The sequence below is a fragment of the Chitinophaga sp. genome (assembly GCF_039596155.1).
Taxonomy (GTDB): domain Bacteria; phylum Bacteroidota; class Bacteroidia; order Chitinophagales; family Chitinophagaceae; genus Chitinophaga.
Window position 1 is genome coordinate 61531 of sequence record NZ_JBCNKF010000012.1, and the last position, 20041, is coordinate 81571.

Here is a 20041-nt window from a genome sequence, read left to right on the forward strand (position 1 = left end):
AGAATATAGAAAACACCCCAATTCACAATTGTTTAGTATTAGTAAAATATAAATACTATCTTCGTTTTACTAATACTTAACAATTTGTTAAGCTGGACTAAACTATTTCTTTTCGATATTTGTCCGGTATGGAAGCAGAATTTTCAGCAAAAGAAGGAGACATCAACCTCTCCGAAAATCGTCAGCAATGGATGAGCCGGCACATTGATGTCGCCACCAGTAACTTGTTGAAGGCCGACGCGCAGGCATTCCTGCATCAATCGCTCTCTACACCGTGCATGGATGTGCTTTCGTCAGCAGAAGGTATCTACATCATTAACCAGCAGGGCAAACGCTATATGGATTTTCATGGTAACAGCGTCCATCAGCTGGGTTACCAGAATAAATATATTACGGACAGGGTGAAAGCGCAGATGGATACCCTTGCTTTTTCTCCCAGAAGGTTTACCAATGTACCAGCTATACAGCTGGCGGAAAGACTGACTACAGGAGACTTAAGCAGGGTATTATTTGCGCCGGGTGGCACCTCCGCCATTGGCATCGCATTGAAACTGGCCCGTGTTGTAACCGGGAAATACAAAACCATCTCCATGTATGACTCCTTTCACGGTGCATCTATGGACAGCATTTCCATTGGCGGCGAATACCAGTTCCATCAGAACCTGGGTCCGCTCATGACAGGCAGCATCCATGTCCCCCCGCCCGACACCCAAAGAGGCATCTGGAAGGATGAAATGGACTATGTCAACTACATAGAATATGTCATTGAAAAAGAAGGCGACATCGGTGCACTCGTGGCAGAAACCATTCGCTGCACAGACGTAATCATCCCTTCCATCCAGTACTGGAAAAGACTCAGGGAAATATGTACCAGGCATGGCGTGCTCCTCATACTCGACGAAATCCCCATCTGTATGGGCCGTACCGGCACCCATTACGCCTGGGAACAATACGACATCGTGCCAGACATTGTTGTCCTTGGCAAAGGCCTCGGTGCCGGGCTGATACCAATGGCCGCCATGCTGTGCAAAGAAGAATTCAATAAAGCCGCACATATTTCACTGGGACACTATACCCATGAAAAAAACCCGCTTGGTGCTGCTGCAGCTTTAGCTGCGCTGGACTATATGGAAGAATATAAGATCCTGGATCATGTAAAGGAAATGGAAAAACATATTGCCAATCGTTTACAAGGACTGAACGCCCGTGGAAAAGGAATGCTATGGGCCATTGAAACGGAAAACGCAGAGAAAGTTCTGTACAAATGCCTGGATCAGGGCTTAAGTTTCAAGGTTTCCAGCGGCAGGGTGCTCTCCCTATACCCACCGCTGATCACCACCAAAGAAGAAATGGACCACGCTTTAGACATCATCATCACTGCAATATGAAAAAAATACTGACTGGCTGTCTTTTATTGTTACCAGCCTTCCTGAAAGCGCAGGAGAAATTCCCCACGGGAATTGAACACGTCATTGTCATCGGCGTCGATGGCATGAGTCCTGACGGAATTAAGCAGGCGAAAACACCTGTCATGCATAACCTCATCGCCCATGGCGCTGTAAAGTGGAATGTAAGAACCGTTCTGCCCAGCAGCAGCAGTCCGAACTGGGCCAGTATGATCATGGGCGCTGGCCCCGAACAACATGGTATTACCGACAACGACTGGCAGCGGGACAAACATACCTTACCACCTGTCGTAGCAAATGAAGAAGGTATCTTCCCAACCATTTTTGGTGTGCTGCACCAGCAATATCCCAAAGCCAATATCGGCGCTGTATACCACTGGGATGATTTCGGCCGCCTTTTCGAAAAGAAAGCCGTGAATTACGATCGTCGTTTCAGCACAGAAGATTCTACTGCGACTGACTTTATACGATACGTAAGGAACGAAAAACCCTTCTTTGCATTCGTGCATTTCGATCACGTAGACCATGCTGGTCACGAATACGGCCACGGCTCTCCGTTATACTATCAGGCGGTCGCCAAAACAGATTCCCTGATCGGCCGTATCATGGAAGTCGTTCCCTCAAATACGCTGGTGATCATTACCGCCGATCATGGAGGCAAAGGTAAAAGCCATGGTGGCGCAACACCGGAAGAAGCAGAAATTGCCATGATCTTTTCCGGCAAGGATGTAAAACCCGGTTACGTAATTACACAGCCTGTATATACCTACGACCTGGCAGCAACTATCGCCTTTGCCCTGCATGCCAGACAACCATACGCCTGGATAGGCCGCCCTGTAAAGAGTGCCTTCGAAGGATTTTCTGAACCACAAAATTAACCACATGGCTATATCTACCTTATCCTTTACTGCAAACGGCATTACCTATCAACCACCCGCAGCACCTGTTGTCGTGATCTGCCTGGATGGATCTGCAGATGAATACCTGGATACATCCCTGGCTTTTGACCGTATGCCTCACCTGAAAAAAATGATTCAGCAAGGGTATAGAGGAATGGTAAGAGGCGCTTTGCCTTCATTTACGAACGTGAACAATTCTTCTATTGTTACCGGCGTACCACCATCCGTGCATGGTATCTGTGGTAACTTCTTTTATGATGCGGCCCTGAACCAGGAAGTGATGATGAACGCCGCGTCGTACCTGAGAGCAGAAACCCTGCTGGCAGCTGCTGCCAATGCAGGCAGGAAGGTAGCAGTTGTAACCGCCAAAGAAAAATTGCGCGATATCTTATCTCATAATATGCAGGGAATTGCGTTTTCTGCCGAGAAAGCAGCCGCAGCTACTATTGCCACGCATGGCATTGATGATGTAGAACAATTGACAGGTCAACCCGCTCCCGCCATTTACAGTGCAGATGCCAGCCTGTTTGTCCTCCGGGCTGGCAATGCCTTACTTCGCGCAGGCAGAGCCGATTTTCTTTACCTGTCACTGACTGATTACATGCAGCATACATACGCACCGGAGACGCCAGAGTCTTTAGACTTCTATGCTGCCATTGACCATGAACTCGGCCGGTTGCTGGATGCAGGGGCCATCGTCGGCGCTACAGCAGACCATGGAATGAATGCAAAACAACTTCCCGACGGCAGTCCCAACGTCATCTATGTTGAAACCCTGCTGGACGAACATTTCGGGAAAGGCAGCCGGGTAATCTGTCCCATCACTGACCCATATGTAAAACATCACGGTGCACTGGGCTCTTATGTAGTAGTACACCTTGCAGATCCTTCCCGAACTGCTGAAATAGGCCGCTGGCTACTGTCACAACCAGGTATTACGGAAGTGTATGACCGGGAGACTGCCGTACACCTGCTTGAGCAACCAGCCGACAGGATTGGTGATCTGGTAGTGCTCTCTGCCCGCAATGTTGTGCTGGGCCGTACCCCCGCCCATCACGATCTTTCTGCACTCGATAGCGGACTCCGTTCCCACGGCGGACGTTACGAAGAAATGGTGCCTTTACTCATTTCTCACCCGCTGAACAAGACCTATCTGCAAAAAGCGGCAGGTGATGCCCGCAACTTTGATGTATTTGATTTTACGATTAATGGAACTGGCAAATAATTTATCACTGCATTGCTATGCAGCCGGCAAAATAATACATGGCAGGGAACAACTCACCATCCGAAGCCCTTATGACAACCGCGTTATCGGTACCCTTTCTACCGTAAAAGAAACCGATACCCTGGCAGCCATCGAAGCCGCTTTGCAACCAAGGTCTGTTATGAGCCATTTTGAGCGCTATCAGGTACTCGATAAGGCACATAGATTACTTGGGGAGAGAAGAGCGGAATTTGCCGCCTTAATAAGCGCAGAATCGGGTCTTTGTATCCGGGAGGCAATATATGAAACCGGCAGGGCCATGGATGTACTCATGTTTTCAGCTATTGCCGCCTTACAGGAACCAGGACAGATCCTGTCCTGCGATGTCTCCCCACAGGGCAAAGCAAGAAAGATATACACCGTCCAGGAACCGGTATCCCTGGCTGTTGCCATTACGCCCTTTAACCATCCCCTGAATCAGGTAGCGCATAAAGTAGCGCCGGCATTGGCAGCAGGTACCCCCGTGATCCTTAAACCTTCTGAGAAAACACCATTGACTGCTGTACGGTTTGTAGAACTGTTGTATGAAGCCGGCCTGCCGCCACATATGCTGAGCGTTCTGCTGGGGCCTACATCTGAGGTTGCCGAAGTACTGGTACGCGATCCCCGGGTTGCCGTCGTTTCCTTTACCGGAAGTGTGGCTGTCGGCAAACGCATTGCCCACACCGCGGGTTACAAAAAGGTGATCCTGGAACTGGGTGGCAATGATCCACTCATCATTCTTGATGATGCAGACATGGACCTCGCAGTTACCCTCGCCGCCGAAGGCGCCTTCAGGAACTCCGGTCAGCGGTGCACGGCAGTAAAACGAATACTGGTACAGGAAAATATCCACGACGAATTCGTTGCGCAATTCGTTGAAAAAACCCAGACCTACACCTGTGGCGACCCTGCCGATCCTGCCACGATTGTAGGTACCGTGATCGACGAAGCCTCCGCCATCCATCTGGAACAATTAATTGCAAAAGCAGTGACCCAGGGCGCAAAACTGTTAACAGGAGGCACCCGACAGGGCGCGTTATTACAACCCGCCGTGTTATCGCACGTCCCCCGTTCAGCAGAAATGGTTGTACAGGAAGCATTTGGACCACTGGCCCCGGTGCTGTCTGTCAAAAATCTGGAAGATGCTGTAGACCTTGCAAACAGCACAGCCTACGGCTTATCTTCCGGCGTTGTGACCAACAACCTGCAACACGCAATGTACGCTATCAGACATATCAAAGCCGGCACTGTCAACATCAATGAAGTACCCGGATATCGTATCGAACATTCTCCCTTCGGAGGGATTAAAGACTCCGGACTCGGTATTAAAGAAGGTGTCACTGAAGCCATGAAAAGCTTTAGCTTCACCAAGACTTATTCCCTTCCCTGGTAAATGGTAATACTATTCATATGCAACAATTTGATCTGATTATAGTAGGGGGTGGTATCCTCGGTACAGCCCATGCCTTTCATGCTTTGCAAAAAGGTCTTAAAGTGCTGATGCTGGAAAGAGATAACTACCCAATAGGCGCAACCGTACGCAACTTCGGACAGGTTGTCCCTTCCGGACTCGCAGATAAATGGTTCGATTATGGTCTCACCGGCCTGGCACTTTATAAAGCCATCCAGGAGAAGGGAGACATTTCTGTCAGACAAAACGGAAGTGTCTACATCGCATCTGACGAAGATGAGCAATTACTGATCCATGAGCTGAAAGCACATTATGACAATAAAGGGTATAATGCTCAATTATTGTCTTCCGCAGAAATCCGGGAACGCTATCCGGCTATCAAGCCCGAATATGGGAAAGAAGCACTCTTCTTCCCGGAAGAGATCAGCGTAGAACCCGATAAGATGATTCATCGCCTGCATGCCTACCTGAAGGAAGCTTATCCCCATCTGCAGATTGTATATTATACACCAGTTACCAGTATCGACGAATCAAACGGAACTGTCACAATCAATAATCAGTTCCGATCTGATAAAGTCATCATCTGCTGTGGCCATGAAGGGAAACTACTATTCCCGCATATCTTCAGCAACAGCGGGCAGATCGTAAGTAAACTCCAGATGCTGCGCACGATCCCGATGCCGGAACTGCAATTGAAAGGCAACATCCTCACGGGACTCACTATCCGCAGGTATGAAAGTTTTGCTACGCACTGTCCATCATTTTCAAAAATCAAGACACCGGAGCATTACGATGAGTTGAAAAAATGGGGCATCCATATTCTATTTAAACAAGCCACCGATAATAGCATTATCATCGGCGACAGCCACGAATATGCACCTGTTAGCCAGTCGGATGATCTGGGTTTTCATACCAACCATTATATCAATGAACTGATCCTCGAAGAGGCCTCACATATCATTAACATTAACAGCCGGCAAATCGCCACCTGCTGGAATGGATTCTACGCTCAACATAACGATCACAATATCTTTGAACACGATATTACCCCGCAGATCCATATCCGTACCGGGATAGGAGGGAAGGGAATGACCGCCAGCATGGGGTATGCAAAGGAGAGTGTGGACGTGCTTTATGGGAATTAATACCCAATGTGCGGAAATTTATTTTCATCCGGGGCCGTGAATAGCGGTCCCGGACGCAGGCACAGGTTTTGCATTTATTCCCGGTATGAAAAAGGCATTGATATTTTCGGCTTTTGCGATCGCCCTGATCGCAGGTTGTAAATCCGGGACAGATAATAAAAAGAGCGGCGATGGTGCTGCCACACAGAATGATATACCTGTTACCCCCAGGAATAATGACATCACCCCTGCAAACGCGTACAACGGTCTTTTCCTTGAAACCAAAGATGTTGAAAAGTTCATCACCAGCCAGAAACTGGATAGTAACCTCGCGAACAGGTTGCGTAGCTTTTATAATGCGCGTAACTACGAATATGCATGGTTCGATGCCAACGGTCTGGATGAACAGGCATACGGCTTCCGCAGTTTATACGATTATAGCGTAGATACCAGCGAAACCAACAAAGCCCTTGAATATCGCCTCAATGCCCTCATGAACAATGAACCGGATTCAACTATCTCTGCAACCGATGCAAACATCGTGAAGACAGAGCTGCAGTTGACACAGCGCTTCATTACCTACTTCCTCGATGCACACAAAGACGATAAAGATGTAGTGAAAATGATGGAGCACTATGTGCCCATGCAAAAGAATGATATACTGAAAATGGCTGATGCAGTCATCTCCGGCAAAGGATATCACTCCACCGACATTAAGAATGTGTATGGTGACCTTACGAAAGAGTTAGAGAAGTATACCGCGATCGCAAAGAAAAGCAACTGGGACAGCATTCCCGTAGAAAAGAAAAAGAAATATAAAAAAGGTGATAGCAGCCCTGTCATTGCTGCCATCAAGCATCGCCTGCAGGTAACCGGTGAGTTGCAGGGACAGGATACAACCGCAGTATTCGACGATGCACTGGAAGCTGCAGTTAACAAATTTGAAGCTACTCATGGACACACACCAAGAGGTATAATAACGGATACCCTTGTACGTGAAATGAATGTACCAGCTATTACTATAGTCGAAAAAATCCTGATCAATATGGAGCGTATGCGCTGGATTCCACCGGTTCCATCAGGTAGACTCATTATGGTGAACATACCTGAGTTCATGTTGCATGCATGGGATGGTAAGAATAAAGATTTCGATATGGCGGTAGTGGTAGGGAAGGAAGGTAAGAGTACAACCAATTTCTCGGGCGACCTGAATCAGGTGGTATTCAGCCCATACTGGAACCTGCCCAGAAGTATTATCAAAGAAGAAGTATTACCCGCTATGAGCCGTAACAAAAGCTATCTGGCAAGTCATCATATGGAAGTGACCGGCGAACGGAATGGCGTGCCGGTGATCAGACAGGTACCCGGAAAAGAAAATCCGCTGGGTAGGGTAAAATTCCTGTTTCCCAACAGTTTTGACATATATTTCCACGATACCAATCAAAAGGAATTATTCAACAGGGATCAGCGTGCATATAGCCACGGTTGTATCAGGCTCTCCGACCCGGTAAAGATGGCCAATTACCTGCTGCATGATCAGCCGGAATGGACAGCAGAAAAAATTGATAGTGCAATGAACAGTGGAAAAGAAAAGTATGTCAGAGTGAAGAACCCCGTACCTGTAATGATCACCTATTACACAACCTGGGTTGGGTCAGACGGTCAGTTGCACGTAGTAGACGATATCTACGATCATGACCGCAAAATAGCAGCGAAATTATTTACTGAAATACATTAAAGTTCCGTACATCCCCCTGGCCCTTTTCATACTCCTGCGCATCTTCTAATCTTCTGATGTGTCTGTTGCGTGATAATGTGTCATTGAGCGCCGAGTGTGTGATGAAGAGGGGCCAGGGCGGATGAAAAACGGACATTTGCCGGATATATGGAAATGGATGTTGAGGCAATTGAAGATCGATTAGCAAAAAAATGCTATCAATAAAATAATAAAACAGCCTAACCGGAAAAACTGATATTAAGCAATCGTTGTATCTACCGGCAACGATTCCAGTATCCTGGAATGTGCCATGTAATACTTATCAGGACTGTACAAGAACAGGCAAGACCCGTCTTTAATCATTTCTATAATCGCCCGGTGTACTTTTTCCGGAATAGCCGGACAACCAAGGCTTCGCCCGATATACCCCTGCAATGCGGCTAATTTCTCATTTACATACGCTGCACTGTGCATCACGATCCCACGACTCATCGCATTATCATTGATCCCATGTTCCTGCCCTTGCAGTCGCAGGCTATATCCATGCTCTCCCCGGTAAGTTTCCCCGGTCACATAAAAACCAAGGCTACTCTTAAAACTCTCAGGTGAATTAGAAAATGCAGTCGCAATATCCGTCCCTGAATTACGCCCGTGAGACACAAGCGTATTGAACAACACCTTTCCGTTCTTCAAATCAATCACAAACAACCGCTTCTTACTGGAAGGAAGACTGAAGTCAACAATGGTGATCAGATCCGTATTCGCCAGCTTTCCCTCCGCTTCCAGTTTTTCCATACCCTGAATAGCATAGTTAAAAGCGGTACGCGATAAGCCCATTGAATCCAATGCCAGTGTATCGTACAACATCGCCTTATTGCTCACTGCTGATTTGTTAATGGCGATAGCGTTTGTTGTCTTGTGGCCGGTAGATGGTAGCACTCCAAATGTTGTAACTGCAAAAACTCCGGCGGCAAAGGTGTACTGTGTAATTTTCTTAATAACAGGTCTCTTCATCTAAGGAATTAGTTAGGTTTTTTTAATAAGGATAATAATCTGCTGAAATACTAGGACCTCACAAAGGTACCACTGAAAATGTGAAAGAAATGTGAAGAGGAAAGTAGGACTCCGAACGGGGCGATTACGTCAATCAGGGGATATGCAACGGTGGTGCAGATCGGGAAGAATCAGGCCGGTAGCGGCCACTGAAGTTTTTTAACAATTAGATGACATTGGAATAGTGTCATATAACGGAAATCAGGGATGTGTTTGAACTTAAAAGAGGCGCTGTTGTAATCAACAGCGCCTCTTCTATAATAAAAAAACATTATACTTTTAAACGGCTGGTTCCTGCTGACTCAGGCAGTGAAAACTACCCAGTCCCCAGATGATCTCGGTCGAATCAATACCCACTACTTCACGTGTCTTAAAGCACTCCTGAATTATCTGAAGTGCCTTATCATCCTGTGCACAACGGTAAGTTGGCACGATCACATGCTGGTTACTGATATAGAAATTTGCATAAGAGGCAGGCAAACGCTGATCGTCGAACACTACCGCATCCGGCATCGGCAACTCAACCACATTCAGCTGTTTGCCATTTAGTAACCGCATGCCTTTTAACTGTTCCAGGTTGCCCTGCAACAATTCATAGTTCTCGTCCTGCTTATTGCTTTCTACCACCGTCAGCACCGTATCTTCATTCACAAACCGAACAGTATCATCAATATGACCGTCTGTATCATCTCCAATAATACCTTCTGCCACCCACAGTACCTGGTCTACACCATAATAATCCTGCAGGTAAGTTTCGATCTGTGCCTGCGTCAGATGCGGATTTCTGTTCTCGTTCAGCAAACAACAGGTGGAAGTCAGCACAGTACCCGCACCATTGAATTCCACGGAACCACCCTCCATCACAATACCCGGATGAAACACAGGTAGTTTATAATGATTTGCTATGAGGGTAGGAATCACATCATCTTTGTCAAACGGAGGATACTTGCCACCCCATGCATTATAACCCCAGTCTACAATCACTTTCTTTTCAGCCGCTGTTGGATTGATCAGAAAAGCGGGACCGTGGTCACGGCACCAGGCGTCATTGGTAGGATGCAGAAAAAATTCCACTTTATCCATCTGTACACCTGCCTGCTGCAGATGTGCGGCGGCAGCGGCTTTCATGGCCTCATCTGCCACGTTGATACGCACCAGCTCACTCATGGCCAGGTACTTTACGAACTGGCTGTAATAAGGGTAGATCGCATTTATTTTACCAGGCCAGCTCGCTTCTTTATGAGGCCAGCTCAGCCATGTAGCAACATGGGGATGGAATTCGGCAGGAAAGAAGTATCCCTGCTGTTTCAGCGTTGGTTGTCCGTTCATTATGCTTCGTCGATAAATCTTTTAGTGATGTTGCCGTAAGAATCAATTCGTCTGTCACGCATAAAAGGCCAGTGAGTACGATACCTGTCTGTCACAGACAGATCCAGTTCCTCTACATGCACCTCTTCTTTCTCGTGAGAAGCCTGATAGATAACGGTACCAAACGGATTGGAAATGAAGGAACCACCCCAGAATTTCATACGACCTTCCTGCTCGAAACCGGTACGGTTTACACTTACCACATGGACACCATTCGCTACAGCATGGCTACGCTGAATAGTCTGCCAGGCATTGTACTGCTCCACATTGGTAGCCTCATCCTGTGAAGTAGCCCAGCCAATCGCAGTAGGGTAGAACAGGATTTCTGCACCCATAAGAGCGGTGATACGAGCAGCCTCAGGATACCACTGATCCCAGCAGATGAGCACACCGATAGTAGCGAACCTGGTTTTAAAAACTTTATAGCCCAAATCACCTGGGGTGAAATAGAATTTTTCGTAATAAGCCGGATCATCCGGGATGTGCATCTTACGGTATTTGCCAAGGTAAGACCCGTCAGCGTCCAGTACGGCAGTGGTATTGTGATACAGGCCCGCTGTTCTTTTTTCAAAGAGAGAGGCGATGATTACAACACCCAGTTCACCAGCTACTTTCTGGAGAGCATCTGTTGAAGGACCAGGAATAGGCTCGGCGAGAGAGAAATTGTCGTAATTCTCTTCATCACAAAAATACAGGGAAGTAAACAGCTCCTGTAAACAAACGATCTGTGCTCCTTTTGCAGCGGCAACTTTTACCTGCTCAATTGCTTTGGCAAGGTTTTCCGCCTTATTGGCCGTACAATCCATTTGCACAAAACCTACTTTGACTTTTGACATTTACCAGTGTTTATTTTTTTAAAAAAAGAAGGGGCAAATTTACGGAATTTTAAGGACAAATGAATAGTTTAAAGAATCCTTAACAGAAACGCTCCAGCGAACAACCTGCCTGAAAACACGATCTTTCCTCCCGCGTGAAAAATAAGCCGGATACAACTAGAAGAAACTGAATCCAACATGCCACCCCAGCCAATAATATAAGTGATCATTCCATTTAAATGCCCCATAAGGCCCAGGCACCCGTGTTTTATACCCGGCCACATTCGACTCCTTATAGTTAAAATACATGGTAAACGCCGGACCGATAAAAATCCGCGCATTCTTCCCGATATCTTTATTCCACGAGGTCTGCAACCGCGCCAGCGTACCTACCGCCTCCCAGTTGCCTAAATAAAGGCTCTGCTCTGTTACTTCCACACTGATAGCCTTAAACGATTTACCCATTCCGTATCCGAAACTGTATGCCCTGGATCCTTCCACAAAACTTGCTCCCGCCAGGATCAGGCTGTACAGCTTCCTGTTACCCGACTTAAACGCTACGTTTACCGGCAACAATTCCGTATTATAAACCAGCAACTGATGATACCCCCTCCGTACTAAACTCACGATCCCAATACTATAACCATCAGAAGAGTCTGCGTAATTCACTACCCCCACCTGTACGCCTTTCAATACCCGCGCAATATTGACAACGCCCGCTACCTGCACACCTTTTACCGTATCTGCCGCATTGAAAACACCTCCTGCCTGCACTCCATTCTCTGTTGCCCGTGTCATATTCCCGATTCCTGCTGCCATCACACCATAATTATCCTTCCAATACACGTTAAATATGCCGGCACCACCCACACCGCGCGTTACCCCCGTAGATATATTAAAAATGCCGGCCAGCTGCACCCCCTCATAGCCCTTTGACGTCATATTACTAAACCCGGCCGCCTGTAAGCCCTTTACGGAATCTATGACGTGATTATGCAAGCCGGCCAACTGCACGCCCTCCATTTTACCTCCCACAACGTTAAAGATGGAGGCAAACTGGGCATATTTTACATCCTTCTGATCTATATTAAAAGCACCTGACACCTCCACGCCATTCAATCCCGCTGTGTATCCCCCTATAAAATTCAATGACACCTTATTCACTACCTGGGAACCCAACTTACCGTGTGTACCCAATCCTGGTAAGAAAGATGACTGGTAGGGCTGATCCGCAAAAAACTGGCTTAAGTTCAACGACTGTATTCGCTGCCTGGAAGTCAGGAATACCTTCCCAAACCAGGTCTCACTCACCCTTGAGTACTGGTTTACATCTACAATACCCAATGTAATAGCCGCCGCAGGTTTAATACTCGTATTGATCTCCTGGTCATATCCACTCGCCACCACCATCATTGTATCCTTATATAACTCCTTACTCACCGTCAGCATTACCGGTGCCGGTCGATCCTTTTCCCGGAGTCGCAGGCGATAATAGCCCTGATCATTCGTCATGGTCGAAATCAGCTGCACACTTTCATACACACTCGCATTACGCAAAGGCTGCCCGGTATTCCCGTCCGTAATATGTCCGCTCACAAAGAACCACTTCTCCCTGTTAGGCTGTAACAACAGCTGTCCTCCGGCTTCCTTGTAGACAATACTTCCCTGAAATAGCTGGTCCAGCACCTGCTTCACCGTCTTGTTATTGGCGCGTACCGACACAAGACTGTCTGCATGCACGACCTCTTTGATATAGGAAAAATGAAAATTACCCTGGTGTTCTATGGCATTCAACACAGCAGATACAGGCTGACGGGTCATGGTGACGGAAACAGTCTTACTTAGGTTTCCCTGGGCATAACTACAGGTAACAACACAAAGCAGGACTACAAACAGGAGCAGTTGTTTCAAGAAAAACGGATTTTTTAAAAATTGGCGGCAAGATAGGCGAAAAAACGTTTCGATTTGGTTATTCCACCCCCTTAATGTAGGTTTGTGCCGCATTTGGTGCTTATCATGTGATAGGCTTAAAAGGGAATCCGGTGCAAAACCGGAGCTATCCCCGTAGCTGTAACCTGAGTATCATTTCCGGTTCTACTCAATGCCACTGTCCGTTAAAGATGGGAAGGCCGCCGGATTATCAGGGAGCCAGAAGACCTGCCAGGTAGCAATAGATCCATTCAGCGCTTTCGGGTGAAAAGCTAAGGGTTATACAATGATACTATGCTTATCATGCTGAATGATCTGTTCCGATAGGGAATCTTACAACTATTACATATTTAAACAGCATGCAAAGAAAATTACACGCGATCCTGCTAGCATTCTCTATAGTATTTGCGACGTCTTGTAGCAAAGATGATAATACCGCCGTTATCTCAAAAGGCAAATATGATAACGGATACTTCATCGTAAACGAAGGCAATTACAGCGTAAAAGCAGGAGATCTGAGCTTCCGCAGTTATAACGCAGATACACTCTCACAGGACAATTACATCTCTGTTAACGCAGGCAACCCTTTAGCGACTACTACCAATACACTGGAGTATGGTACGATCTATAACGGCAAACTGTATCTGGTGACCAACTATGGCGGACCACTGGTAGCAGCCGATGAATACACCCTGAAAGAAAGCGCCAGAAACGCCTCCCTGCCGGCAAACGGACATGCTTTTATCGGCATCGACAATAACAGCGGGCTGCTTAGCACAGATGCAGGCATTTATCCTGTAACGCTTTCCTCCCTCACCCTGGGTGCTAAAATAAGTGGGATCGACGGTTCCGTGAGCGATCTGCTAAAATCCAGCAACTATATCTTTGCCTTAACTGCCAATGACGGGATCGTGGCACTTAAAACCAGTGATTACAGCATCACCCAAAAACTGGGTACGGCCATTGCAGGTTTCGCGCAGGGAAAAGATGGCTATGTGTATGCAGCCCAAACCAATGCACTACTGAAAATCGACCCATCTACCCTGAAAGTGGATACCATTCATACCACCTTCAACATTCGTTACAATGAATTTGTATTTACCAGCAGCTCTATCGTAGCCTCTACGCAGGAAAATGCAGTATATGTGTTGAGTGATGATCAGAAAGTATACCGCTATGTTTCCGGTACCAATAGCTCACTCTCCAATGCTTATATTACACTGCCTGCAAACCACTACTTCTATGGTAAAGGTATTGGCTATGACGCAGCGAAAAATACATTGGTATTGACAACAAACGGCAGTGAATGGGGTAATGATATAAATAACACATTATATACTTACAGTGCGACAGACGCAAGTTTAAAAAACACCTTGAATTACAAGGGCAATCTGTATCCTGCCATGGTAGTGTTCCATTAAACATGAAGCAAGCAAGCCTTATCATATCATTCTTTTTGCTGTGCCTGACTTTACAGGCACAGCAAAAAGACACGGCCCACACCTTGCAAACCATCACCATCTTCTCTGCCAGACCCGGTGCCATCACCCCCGTTCAAACCCTCAGCGGCAAGGCACTGCAAAAAATGAACAGCCTCTCTGTTGCAGATGCGGCCCGCTTTTTTTCCGGCGTACAGATCAAAGACTACGGCGGTGTAGGCGGCCTCAAAACCCTCAATGTACATAGCATGGGTACCAACCAACTGGGTGTATTTTATGATGGCATACAGTTGAGCAACGCACAGAACGGTACCGTTGATTTAGGCCGTTTCTCCCTGGATAATATTGAACAGATTGACCTCTATAATGCCCAGAAAGGCACCATCTTCCAACCCGCCAAAGGGTTTGCATCAGCAGCGTCCATTTACCTGCAATCAAAAAAACCTGTCTTTCAGGGTGCTGAAACCTTTCACGGTAAAGCCAGCTTTAAGACCGGTAGTTTTGGATTGATCAATCCTGCCATAAGAATAGAGCAGCAACTCCGGCACAATATATCCGCAGTTGTAAGCTCAGAATGGACCCACGCCGACGGACAATACAAATTCAGGTACCGCTACAATGATTACGATACCACTGCTGTGCGCAAGAACGGCGACATCGATGCATGGCGCATCGAAACCGGTATATACGGCACTGGCAAAGACAGCAGCAACTGGCATATACAGGGCTATTATTATAACTCAGCCCGTGGACTGCCCGGCCCTGTTGTAAAAGGACATTTTGAGAACGGACAGCGCCAATGGGACCGGAATGCATTTATACAGGGAGGCTACAATAAAAACTTCGGCAAGTATAGCCTGCAGCTGAATGGCAAGTATATGCTGGACTATGTCCGGTACCTCGATACAAGCATTGTCACAACTACAGGCCCACTCATCAACCGTTTTCGCCAGCATGAATACTATGTTTCTGCTGCCGGTCAGTACCACCTGAAAAGCTGGTGGGATATAGCGCTCTCCACAGATCTTCAGGTAAACCAGATGACCGCCGTGAACCTCGATCACTTTCCTGTTCCTACTCGTGTAACCACACTGGTTGCCGGCGCCACGCAATTACATTTTAACAGGATAAATATTCAGGGGAGCCTGCTGGCGAGCATCATTAATGAAAGTACCAAACGCTATACCAGTGGTGGAAATCGCAGGGCGTATACACCTGCAGTCATTGCCTCATGGCAACCTTTTTCTAATCCGGCGCTCAGTATAAGAACTTTTTATAAAGAGATCTTCCGCATGCCGACTTTCAATGACCTCTATTATACAACCACAGGTAATCCCACCCTAAAACCTGAATATAGCAGGCAATACGATATCGGTGTCAGTTATACAAAGACCTCCGCCGGCTGGTGGCAATACTTTGCTATTCAGGCAGATATGTACTACAGCAGGGTAACTGACAAGATAGTAGCCGTACCGGGAAAACTCTTCCGCTGGCAAATGCAGAACATCGGGTTAGTGAACATATATGGAGTAGATGCCGGGATACAAACTTCCCCCAGGCTCTTTAAAGAGATCGGTACTAACTTCTCACTAAAGTATACGTACCAGAAGGCAACGGATAATAATGATCAACAGATCGTATACGTACCATTGCACAGCGGGTCTTTTACTACCAACCTTTCCTGGAAAGCATGGGATCTGAATTATAGCTTCGTGTATGTAGGCGCCCGTTATTACGGCAGTGTCAATATACCGGAGTACTATATAACCGCATGGTATACACATGACCTGTCATTGTCATGGCACATTTCCAATATCAGACTGACAGGAGAAATCAATAATGTATTTAATCAGTACTACGATGTGATCTATAACTATCCCATGCCGGGACGTTATTATCGTATGACTGCCAGCATAAATTTTTAAATGATATGAGAAACTGGATCTTCATCTTACTGGTATTAAGCGCCTGCAGAAAGAGTGGAACTGGCAGCAGCTCCAGTGAGGCGACGCATGTGACTGATGATACGCACCAAACTTCCTTTTATCTGTTAAACGAAGGAAATATGGGATTAAATCAGACCTCACTGGACGAATTCATTGGCCTTAAAGGAGATTATCGCCTGAATATCTATGGAGAGACCAATCCTACAATTGTAAAGGAAATGGGCGATGTAGGAAACGATATGAAAATTTACGGCAATAAACTCTATGCCGTGATCAACGGATCGGATAGGGTAGAGGTGATGGACAAATATACCGCAAAACACCTGGGTGAGATCAGTGTACGTAGTTGCAGGTACATTTCATTTTATAATGGGAAAGCATATATAACTTCTTTTGCTGCCGCCAGCGGAACAACCGACGGTGCCGGCTTTGTAGCAGAAGCCGATACCACTACATTCCAGGTGACCCGCACCGTTACGGTAGGTCGCCAGCCGGAAGAAATGGCTATAGTGGGCAACAAAATGTATGTTGCAAACTCAGGTGGGTACACGGTTGCCAATTATGACCGCAGGCTTTCCGTCATAGACATGAGCGCTTTTGCCGTCATCAAAACGATCAGCGTAGCTGTCAACCTCCACCACGTAAAAGCAGACGGATATGGTAATCTGTATGTCACCTCCAGGGGCGATTATACAAATATTCCCTCTAAACTTTTTATTGTAAGTACAGCTACAGATGCGGTGACTGATTCACTGGATCTTGGCGTAAGTAACCTGGCTATACAGGGAGATTCTGCTTATATTATCAGTGTGCAATGGAGTAATACAACAGGTACGAATACGGTCAGCTATGGGATCGTAAATGTAAAAACAAAATCAGTTGTAAGTAATAAATTCATTCAGAATCAGACAATTACAACGCCATATGGAATCGCTGTCGATCCCGTAACAAGAGACATATTAGTAACTGATGTAAAGGATTATTTACTGCCCGGTACGTTGTATTGTTTTGATAAAACAGGCGCAAAGAAATGGAGCGTTACGACGGGTAATATTCCTTCCGTGATCACATTTATTCAATAATTATGAGGCACAGTATCTCTAGTATCATAATAGCTATTGCTCTTTTCACTGCTTGTAAAAAGGATCATGCAGACACAGTAGTAAAAAGTAAATTTATCAGTAAGGTATTTGAATACAAACCCGCACCCGGACAGTTTATTAACACCAGCATTGGCGACAGTGCCGCCGCACAAAAACTGATAGGTAGCACGGACAATGTGCTTACATTAGGGGCGTGGGGTGGCTATGTAACATTTGGTTTTGACCACGAAGTCAGCAAATTCGCAATCTACAGCAATACCATAGAAGAGCTGTCCGAACCCGGCGTAGTCATGGTGAGCCACGATGAAAATGGAAACGGTCTACCGGATGATAACTGGTATACTATCAGCGGAGATCAATACAATAATGCAGTTAAAAATTACCGGATTACCTATTATAATCCACATGCCTATGCAGATGTAAAGTGGAAAGATAACCAGGGCGACTCAGGTACAGTAGCAATCAACGCCTTTCATACACAAGCCTATTATCCAGCTTTTATTGCCGCACAGGATACGGTCTCCTTTACAGGCATTCGCCTTCCGGCTACGCTAAAGGATAACGCAGGCTATTATGTAAATGGTGGGTTTACATATGGATATGCGGATAACTGGACCAGCGATTATGCAACGAATGGATATAATAGTTTTGACCTGACGAATGTTGTGGACAATAACGGGAACAAAATCACCCTGTCGTCCATTAAGTTTGTCAGGGTATATACAGGCCAGAACAGCAAAGGGAATGCTACCATTGGTGAAATATCAACTGAAATAAGAGGTGCAATTGACCTGGATATGTAGCAGTAACAAATAGACTACTTATCTGGCGGGAACGGCAGCCCAATTCACCCGGGCCGGCATCTGCCGGTTACAAAATATATAACAGGAAGATCCGTTGGTGTAATTTCCCATGGAATAATAAGACTATTTCGTATTTTATCAATATGAAAAACGTCATCTTCCTCACCCTGTTATGCTGCATTCTGGCGCATACCGCTCATTCTCAAACTCAGCCGGACAGCGTCCTTCCCGTACGCGGCTTCTGTATCGGAGCTCCCTCACCGGCCGGACTGAACGAATTTGTAAAATTTATAGACCAGGAACTGGCACCCCGAAAGGTGAACACCCTGATCTTACGCGTCGATTACGATTACAAGTACCAAAGTCATCCCGAACTAAGTGATGCAAACGGTCTTTCAAAAGCAGACATCAAAAAACTGGTAGCTGCATGCAGGAAAAACCATATCCGTTTAATACCTCAATTCAATCTGTTAGGACATCAATCCTGGGCAGGACAGGTATTCGCGCTGCTTACAAAATACCCCCAGTTCGATGAAACGCCCTGGGTAAAAATGCCGGAAAAATACGAATGGCCTAATCCTGATGGCTTATACTGCAAAAGCTATTGTCCATTGGCCCCTGGTCTCCACAAAGTCGTTTTTGAAGTAATTGATGAATTATGCGATGTATTTGAAACCACCGCCTTCCACGCTGGCATGGATGAAGTATTCTACATAGGAGAGGAGAAGTGCCCCCGTTGTGGCGGCAGAGATAAAGCAGAACTCTATGCCGGCGAAGTGTCTACCCTTCGCAATCACCTGGCCGAAAAAGGCAGGCAACTCTGGATCTGGGGCGATCGCCTGCTGGACGGTAAAACCACCGGTCTGGGCATGTGGGAGGCCAGTATGAACAACACGTCCCGTGCTGTAGACCTGGTACCAAAAGATGTAATGATCTGCGACTGGCATTATGACCGGCCGGAGAAAACACCGGTCTACTTCGCCATCAAAGGCCTGAACGTGATTACCTGCCCATGGAGAAAACCCGAATTTGCCCGGCAACAGGTAAAAGACATGATCGCATTCAGAAATACGGCTACACCCGAAATGAAGGGACGTTACCAGGGTATGATGCAAACGGTATGGTCTAATGCAGAATCTTTCATGGATGAATATTATGGCAGGAAAACGCCCAAAGATACACTGGAAAGTGCAAGCCGCTGTTTCAGGGTAATGTACAACGATATAGACGTAGCGATCAGCGGTAATTAATTAAATGATTAACAGCTTCTTTTTAAGTGTTATATCCGGTAAATAACCACCACCAATAGCTATGCCAGTGAAAAAAAAATGAAAATCAGCAATTAATTGAAAATTAATATTTGGTAAGCGAGCCTGAAAGGGTTACCTTTAACCTTTACAAATTTTTAATTTTTTCAAATGACAAACAAATTTCAAGGAACTGTAAAGTTCTTTAACGAGACAAAAGGCTACGGCTTCATTAAGCATGATGAATCCAATAAAGAGACTTTTGTTCACGTAAACGGTTTAATCCATGAGATCCAGGCAGACGACCGCGTGGAGTTCGAAGTGCAGGAAGGTAGAAAAGGATTAAACGCAGTTAACGTTCGCCGTATCGACTAAGCTTGCTTTTTCATACACTGAAAAGAATATCCCGGTCCTACAAGACCGGGATATTTGTTTTTAGTAGCTATAGCGCACTCATATTTATCCTGTCAGCAAAGCCATACCTGCCATTACCGGTACATTTCTCCCCGCCATACTCATCTCTTCGCTAAGCTTT

16 protein-coding genes and 1 riboswitch are annotated in these 20041 nt (G+C 46.3%); of the genes, 12 read left to right on the forward strand and 4 right to left on the reverse strand.

Going from position 1 to position 20041, the window contains the following annotated elements; translation table 11 throughout:
* Window positions 1-128: 128 nt before the first annotated feature.
* The 6 genes from ABDW33_RS13675 to ABDW33_RS13700 all read left to right on the forward strand — a co-directional run bounded on the left by ABDW33_RS13675 (window position 129) and on the right by ABDW33_RS13700 (window position 7824).
* Window positions 129-1388: an aspartate aminotransferase family protein gene (locus ABDW33_RS13675; RefSeq protein WP_343690623.1), complete on the forward strand. Its 1260-nt coding sequence runs from the start codon at window positions 129-131 to the stop codon at window positions 1386-1388.
* A complete protein-coding gene (locus tag ABDW33_RS13680; protein WP_343690624.1) occupies window positions 1385-2284 on the forward strand; it encodes an alkaline phosphatase in 900 nt (299 codons plus the stop codon). The genes ABDW33_RS13675 and ABDW33_RS13680 overlap by 4 nt, the downstream gene beginning before the upstream one ends.
* Before the next feature lie 4 nt (window positions 2285-2288).
* Window positions 2289-3530 (forward strand): phosphonoacetate hydrolase, encoded by a 1242-nt coding sequence (phnA, locus tag ABDW33_RS13685; RefSeq protein WP_343690625.1) that lies wholly within the window; start codon window positions 2289-2291, stop codon window positions 3528-3530.
* Window positions 3499-4944, forward strand: coding sequence for an aldehyde dehydrogenase family protein (locus ABDW33_RS13690; protein ID WP_343690626.1), 1446 nt, complete (start codon window positions 3499-3501; stop codon window positions 4942-4944). Before phnA ends, ABDW33_RS13690 begins: the two co-directional genes overlap by 32 nt.
* A gap of 17 nt (window positions 4945-4961) precedes the next feature.
* Window positions 4962-6107: a TIGR03364 family FAD-dependent oxidoreductase gene (locus tag ABDW33_RS13695; protein WP_343690627.1), complete on the forward strand. Its 1146-nt coding sequence runs from the start codon at window positions 4962-4964 to the stop codon at window positions 6105-6107.
* Between the two features lie 85 nt (window positions 6108-6192).
* On the forward strand, window positions 6193-7824 hold the full coding sequence (locus ABDW33_RS13700) for a L,D-transpeptidase family protein (protein ID WP_343690628.1): 1632 nt from the start codon (window positions 6193-6195) through the stop codon (window positions 7822-7824).
* Between the two features lie 237 nt (window positions 7825-8061).
* On the opposite strand, the gene ABDW33_RS13705 is transcribed toward ABDW33_RS13700, so the two are convergent.
* The 4 genes from ABDW33_RS13705 to ABDW33_RS13720 form a co-directional block, all read right to left on the reverse strand.
* Entirely contained in the window at window positions 8062-8817 is a 756-nt protein-coding gene (locus ABDW33_RS13705) for a murein L,D-transpeptidase catalytic domain family protein (RefSeq protein ID WP_343690629.1), read from the reverse strand.
* A 318-nt stretch (window positions 8818-9135) separates the two neighbouring features.
* Window positions 9136-10185 carry an agmatine deiminase family protein gene (locus ABDW33_RS13710; protein WP_343690630.1) on the reverse strand — a complete coding sequence of 350 codons (1050 nt, stop codon included), beginning with the start codon at window positions 10183-10185 and terminating at the stop codon, window positions 9136-9138.
* A complete protein-coding gene (locus ABDW33_RS13715) occupies window positions 10185-11060 on the reverse strand; it encodes a carbon-nitrogen hydrolase (RefSeq protein ID WP_343690631.1) in 876 nt (291 codons plus the stop codon). The genes ABDW33_RS13710 and ABDW33_RS13715 overlap by 1 nt, the downstream gene beginning before the upstream one ends.
* Before the next feature lie 156 nt (window positions 11061-11216).
* The gene (locus ABDW33_RS13720) at window positions 11217-12950 is read right to left on the reverse strand and encodes an STN and carboxypeptidase regulatory-like domain-containing protein (protein WP_343690632.1); all 1734 of its coding nucleotides are present in this window, start codon (window positions 12948-12950) and stop codon (window positions 11217-11219) included.
* A 77-nt stretch (window positions 12951-13027) separates the two neighbouring features.
* Window positions 13028-13219: riboswitch (cobalamin riboswitch) on the forward strand.
* Between the two features lie 108 nt (window positions 13220-13327).
* Between ABDW33_RS13720 and ABDW33_RS13725 the strand changes: the two genes are divergently transcribed.
* The 6 genes from ABDW33_RS13725 to ABDW33_RS13750 all read left to right on the forward strand — a co-directional run bounded on the left by ABDW33_RS13725 (window position 13328) and on the right by ABDW33_RS13750 (window position 19881).
* Complete coding sequence (locus ABDW33_RS13725) at window positions 13328-14389, forward strand: DUF5074 domain-containing protein (protein WP_343690633.1); 1062 nt, start codon at window positions 13328-13330, stop codon at window positions 14387-14389.
* 2 nt (window positions 14390-14391) lie between these two features.
* Entirely contained in the window at window positions 14392-16332 is a 1941-nt protein-coding gene (locus ABDW33_RS13730; RefSeq protein ID WP_343690634.1) for a TonB-dependent receptor, read from the forward strand.
* A gap of 5 nt (window positions 16333-16337) precedes the next feature.
* Window positions 16338-17435, forward strand: a complete 1098-nt coding sequence (locus ABDW33_RS13735) for a YncE family protein (protein ID WP_343690635.1) — start codon at window positions 16338-16340, stop codon at window positions 17433-17435.
* 2 nt (window positions 17436-17437) lie between these two features.
* The gene (locus ABDW33_RS13740) at window positions 17438-18259 is read left to right on the forward strand and encodes a hypothetical protein (protein WP_343690636.1); all 822 of its coding nucleotides are present in this window, start codon (window positions 17438-17440) and stop codon (window positions 18257-18259) included.
* A 143-nt stretch (window positions 18260-18402) separates the two neighbouring features.
* Window positions 18403-19509 carry a family 20 glycosylhydrolase gene (locus ABDW33_RS13745; RefSeq protein ID WP_343690637.1) on the forward strand — a complete coding sequence of 369 codons (1107 nt, stop codon included), beginning with the start codon at window positions 18403-18405 and terminating at the stop codon, window positions 19507-19509.
* A 168-nt stretch (window positions 19510-19677) separates the two neighbouring features.
* Window positions 19678-19881 carry a cold shock domain-containing protein gene (locus tag ABDW33_RS13750; RefSeq protein ID WP_072357632.1) on the forward strand — a complete coding sequence of 68 codons (204 nt, stop codon included), beginning with the start codon at window positions 19678-19680 and terminating at the stop codon, window positions 19879-19881.
* The last annotated feature ends 160 nt before the right edge of the window (window positions 19882-20041 follow it).

Coding starts and splice junctions, on each gene's coding strand:
- ABDW33_RS13675 (WP_343690623.1), top strand. CDS start 129: ATGGAAGCAGAATTTTCAGCAAAAGAAGGAGACATCAACCTCTCCGAA.
- ABDW33_RS13680 (WP_343690624.1), top strand. CDS start 1,385: ATGAAAAAAATACTGACTGGCTGTCTTTTATTGTTACCAGCCTTCCTG.
- phnA (WP_343690625.1), top strand. CDS start 2,289: ATGGCTATATCTACCTTATCCTTTACTGCAAACGGCATTACCTATCAA.
- ABDW33_RS13695 (WP_343690627.1), top strand. CDS start 4,962: ATGCAACAATTTGATCTGATTATAGTAGGGGGTGGTATCCTCGGTACA.
- ABDW33_RS13700 (WP_343690628.1), top strand. CDS start 6,193: ATGAAAAAGGCATTGATATTTTCGGCTTTTGCGATCGCCCTGATCGCA.
- ABDW33_RS13705 (WP_343690629.1), bottom strand. CDS start 8,817: ATGAAGAGACCTGTTATTAAGAAAATTACACAGTACACCTTTGCCGCC.
- ABDW33_RS13710 (WP_343690630.1), bottom strand. CDS start 10,185: ATGAACGGACAACCAACGCTGAAACAGCAGGGATACTTCTTTCCTGCC.
- ABDW33_RS13715 (WP_343690631.1), bottom strand. CDS start 11,060: ATGTCAAAAGTCAAAGTAGGTTTTGTGCAAATGGATTGTACGGCCAAT.
- ABDW33_RS13725 (WP_343690633.1), top strand. CDS start 13,328: ATGCAAAGAAAATTACACGCGATCCTGCTAGCATTCTCTATAGTATTT.
- ABDW33_RS13730 (WP_343690634.1), top strand. CDS start 14,392: ATGAAGCAAGCAAGCCTTATCATATCATTCTTTTTGCTGTGCCTGACT.
- ABDW33_RS13735 (WP_343690635.1), top strand. CDS start 16,338: ATGAGAAACTGGATCTTCATCTTACTGGTATTAAGCGCCTGCAGAAAG.
- ABDW33_RS13740 (WP_343690636.1), top strand. CDS start 17,438: ATGAGGCACAGTATCTCTAGTATCATAATAGCTATTGCTCTTTTCACT.
- ABDW33_RS13745 (WP_343690637.1), top strand. CDS start 18,403: ATGAAAAACGTCATCTTCCTCACCCTGTTATGCTGCATTCTGGCGCAT.
- ABDW33_RS13750 (WP_072357632.1), top strand. CDS start 19,678: ATGACAAACAAATTTCAAGGAACTGTAAAGTTCTTTAACGAGACAAAA.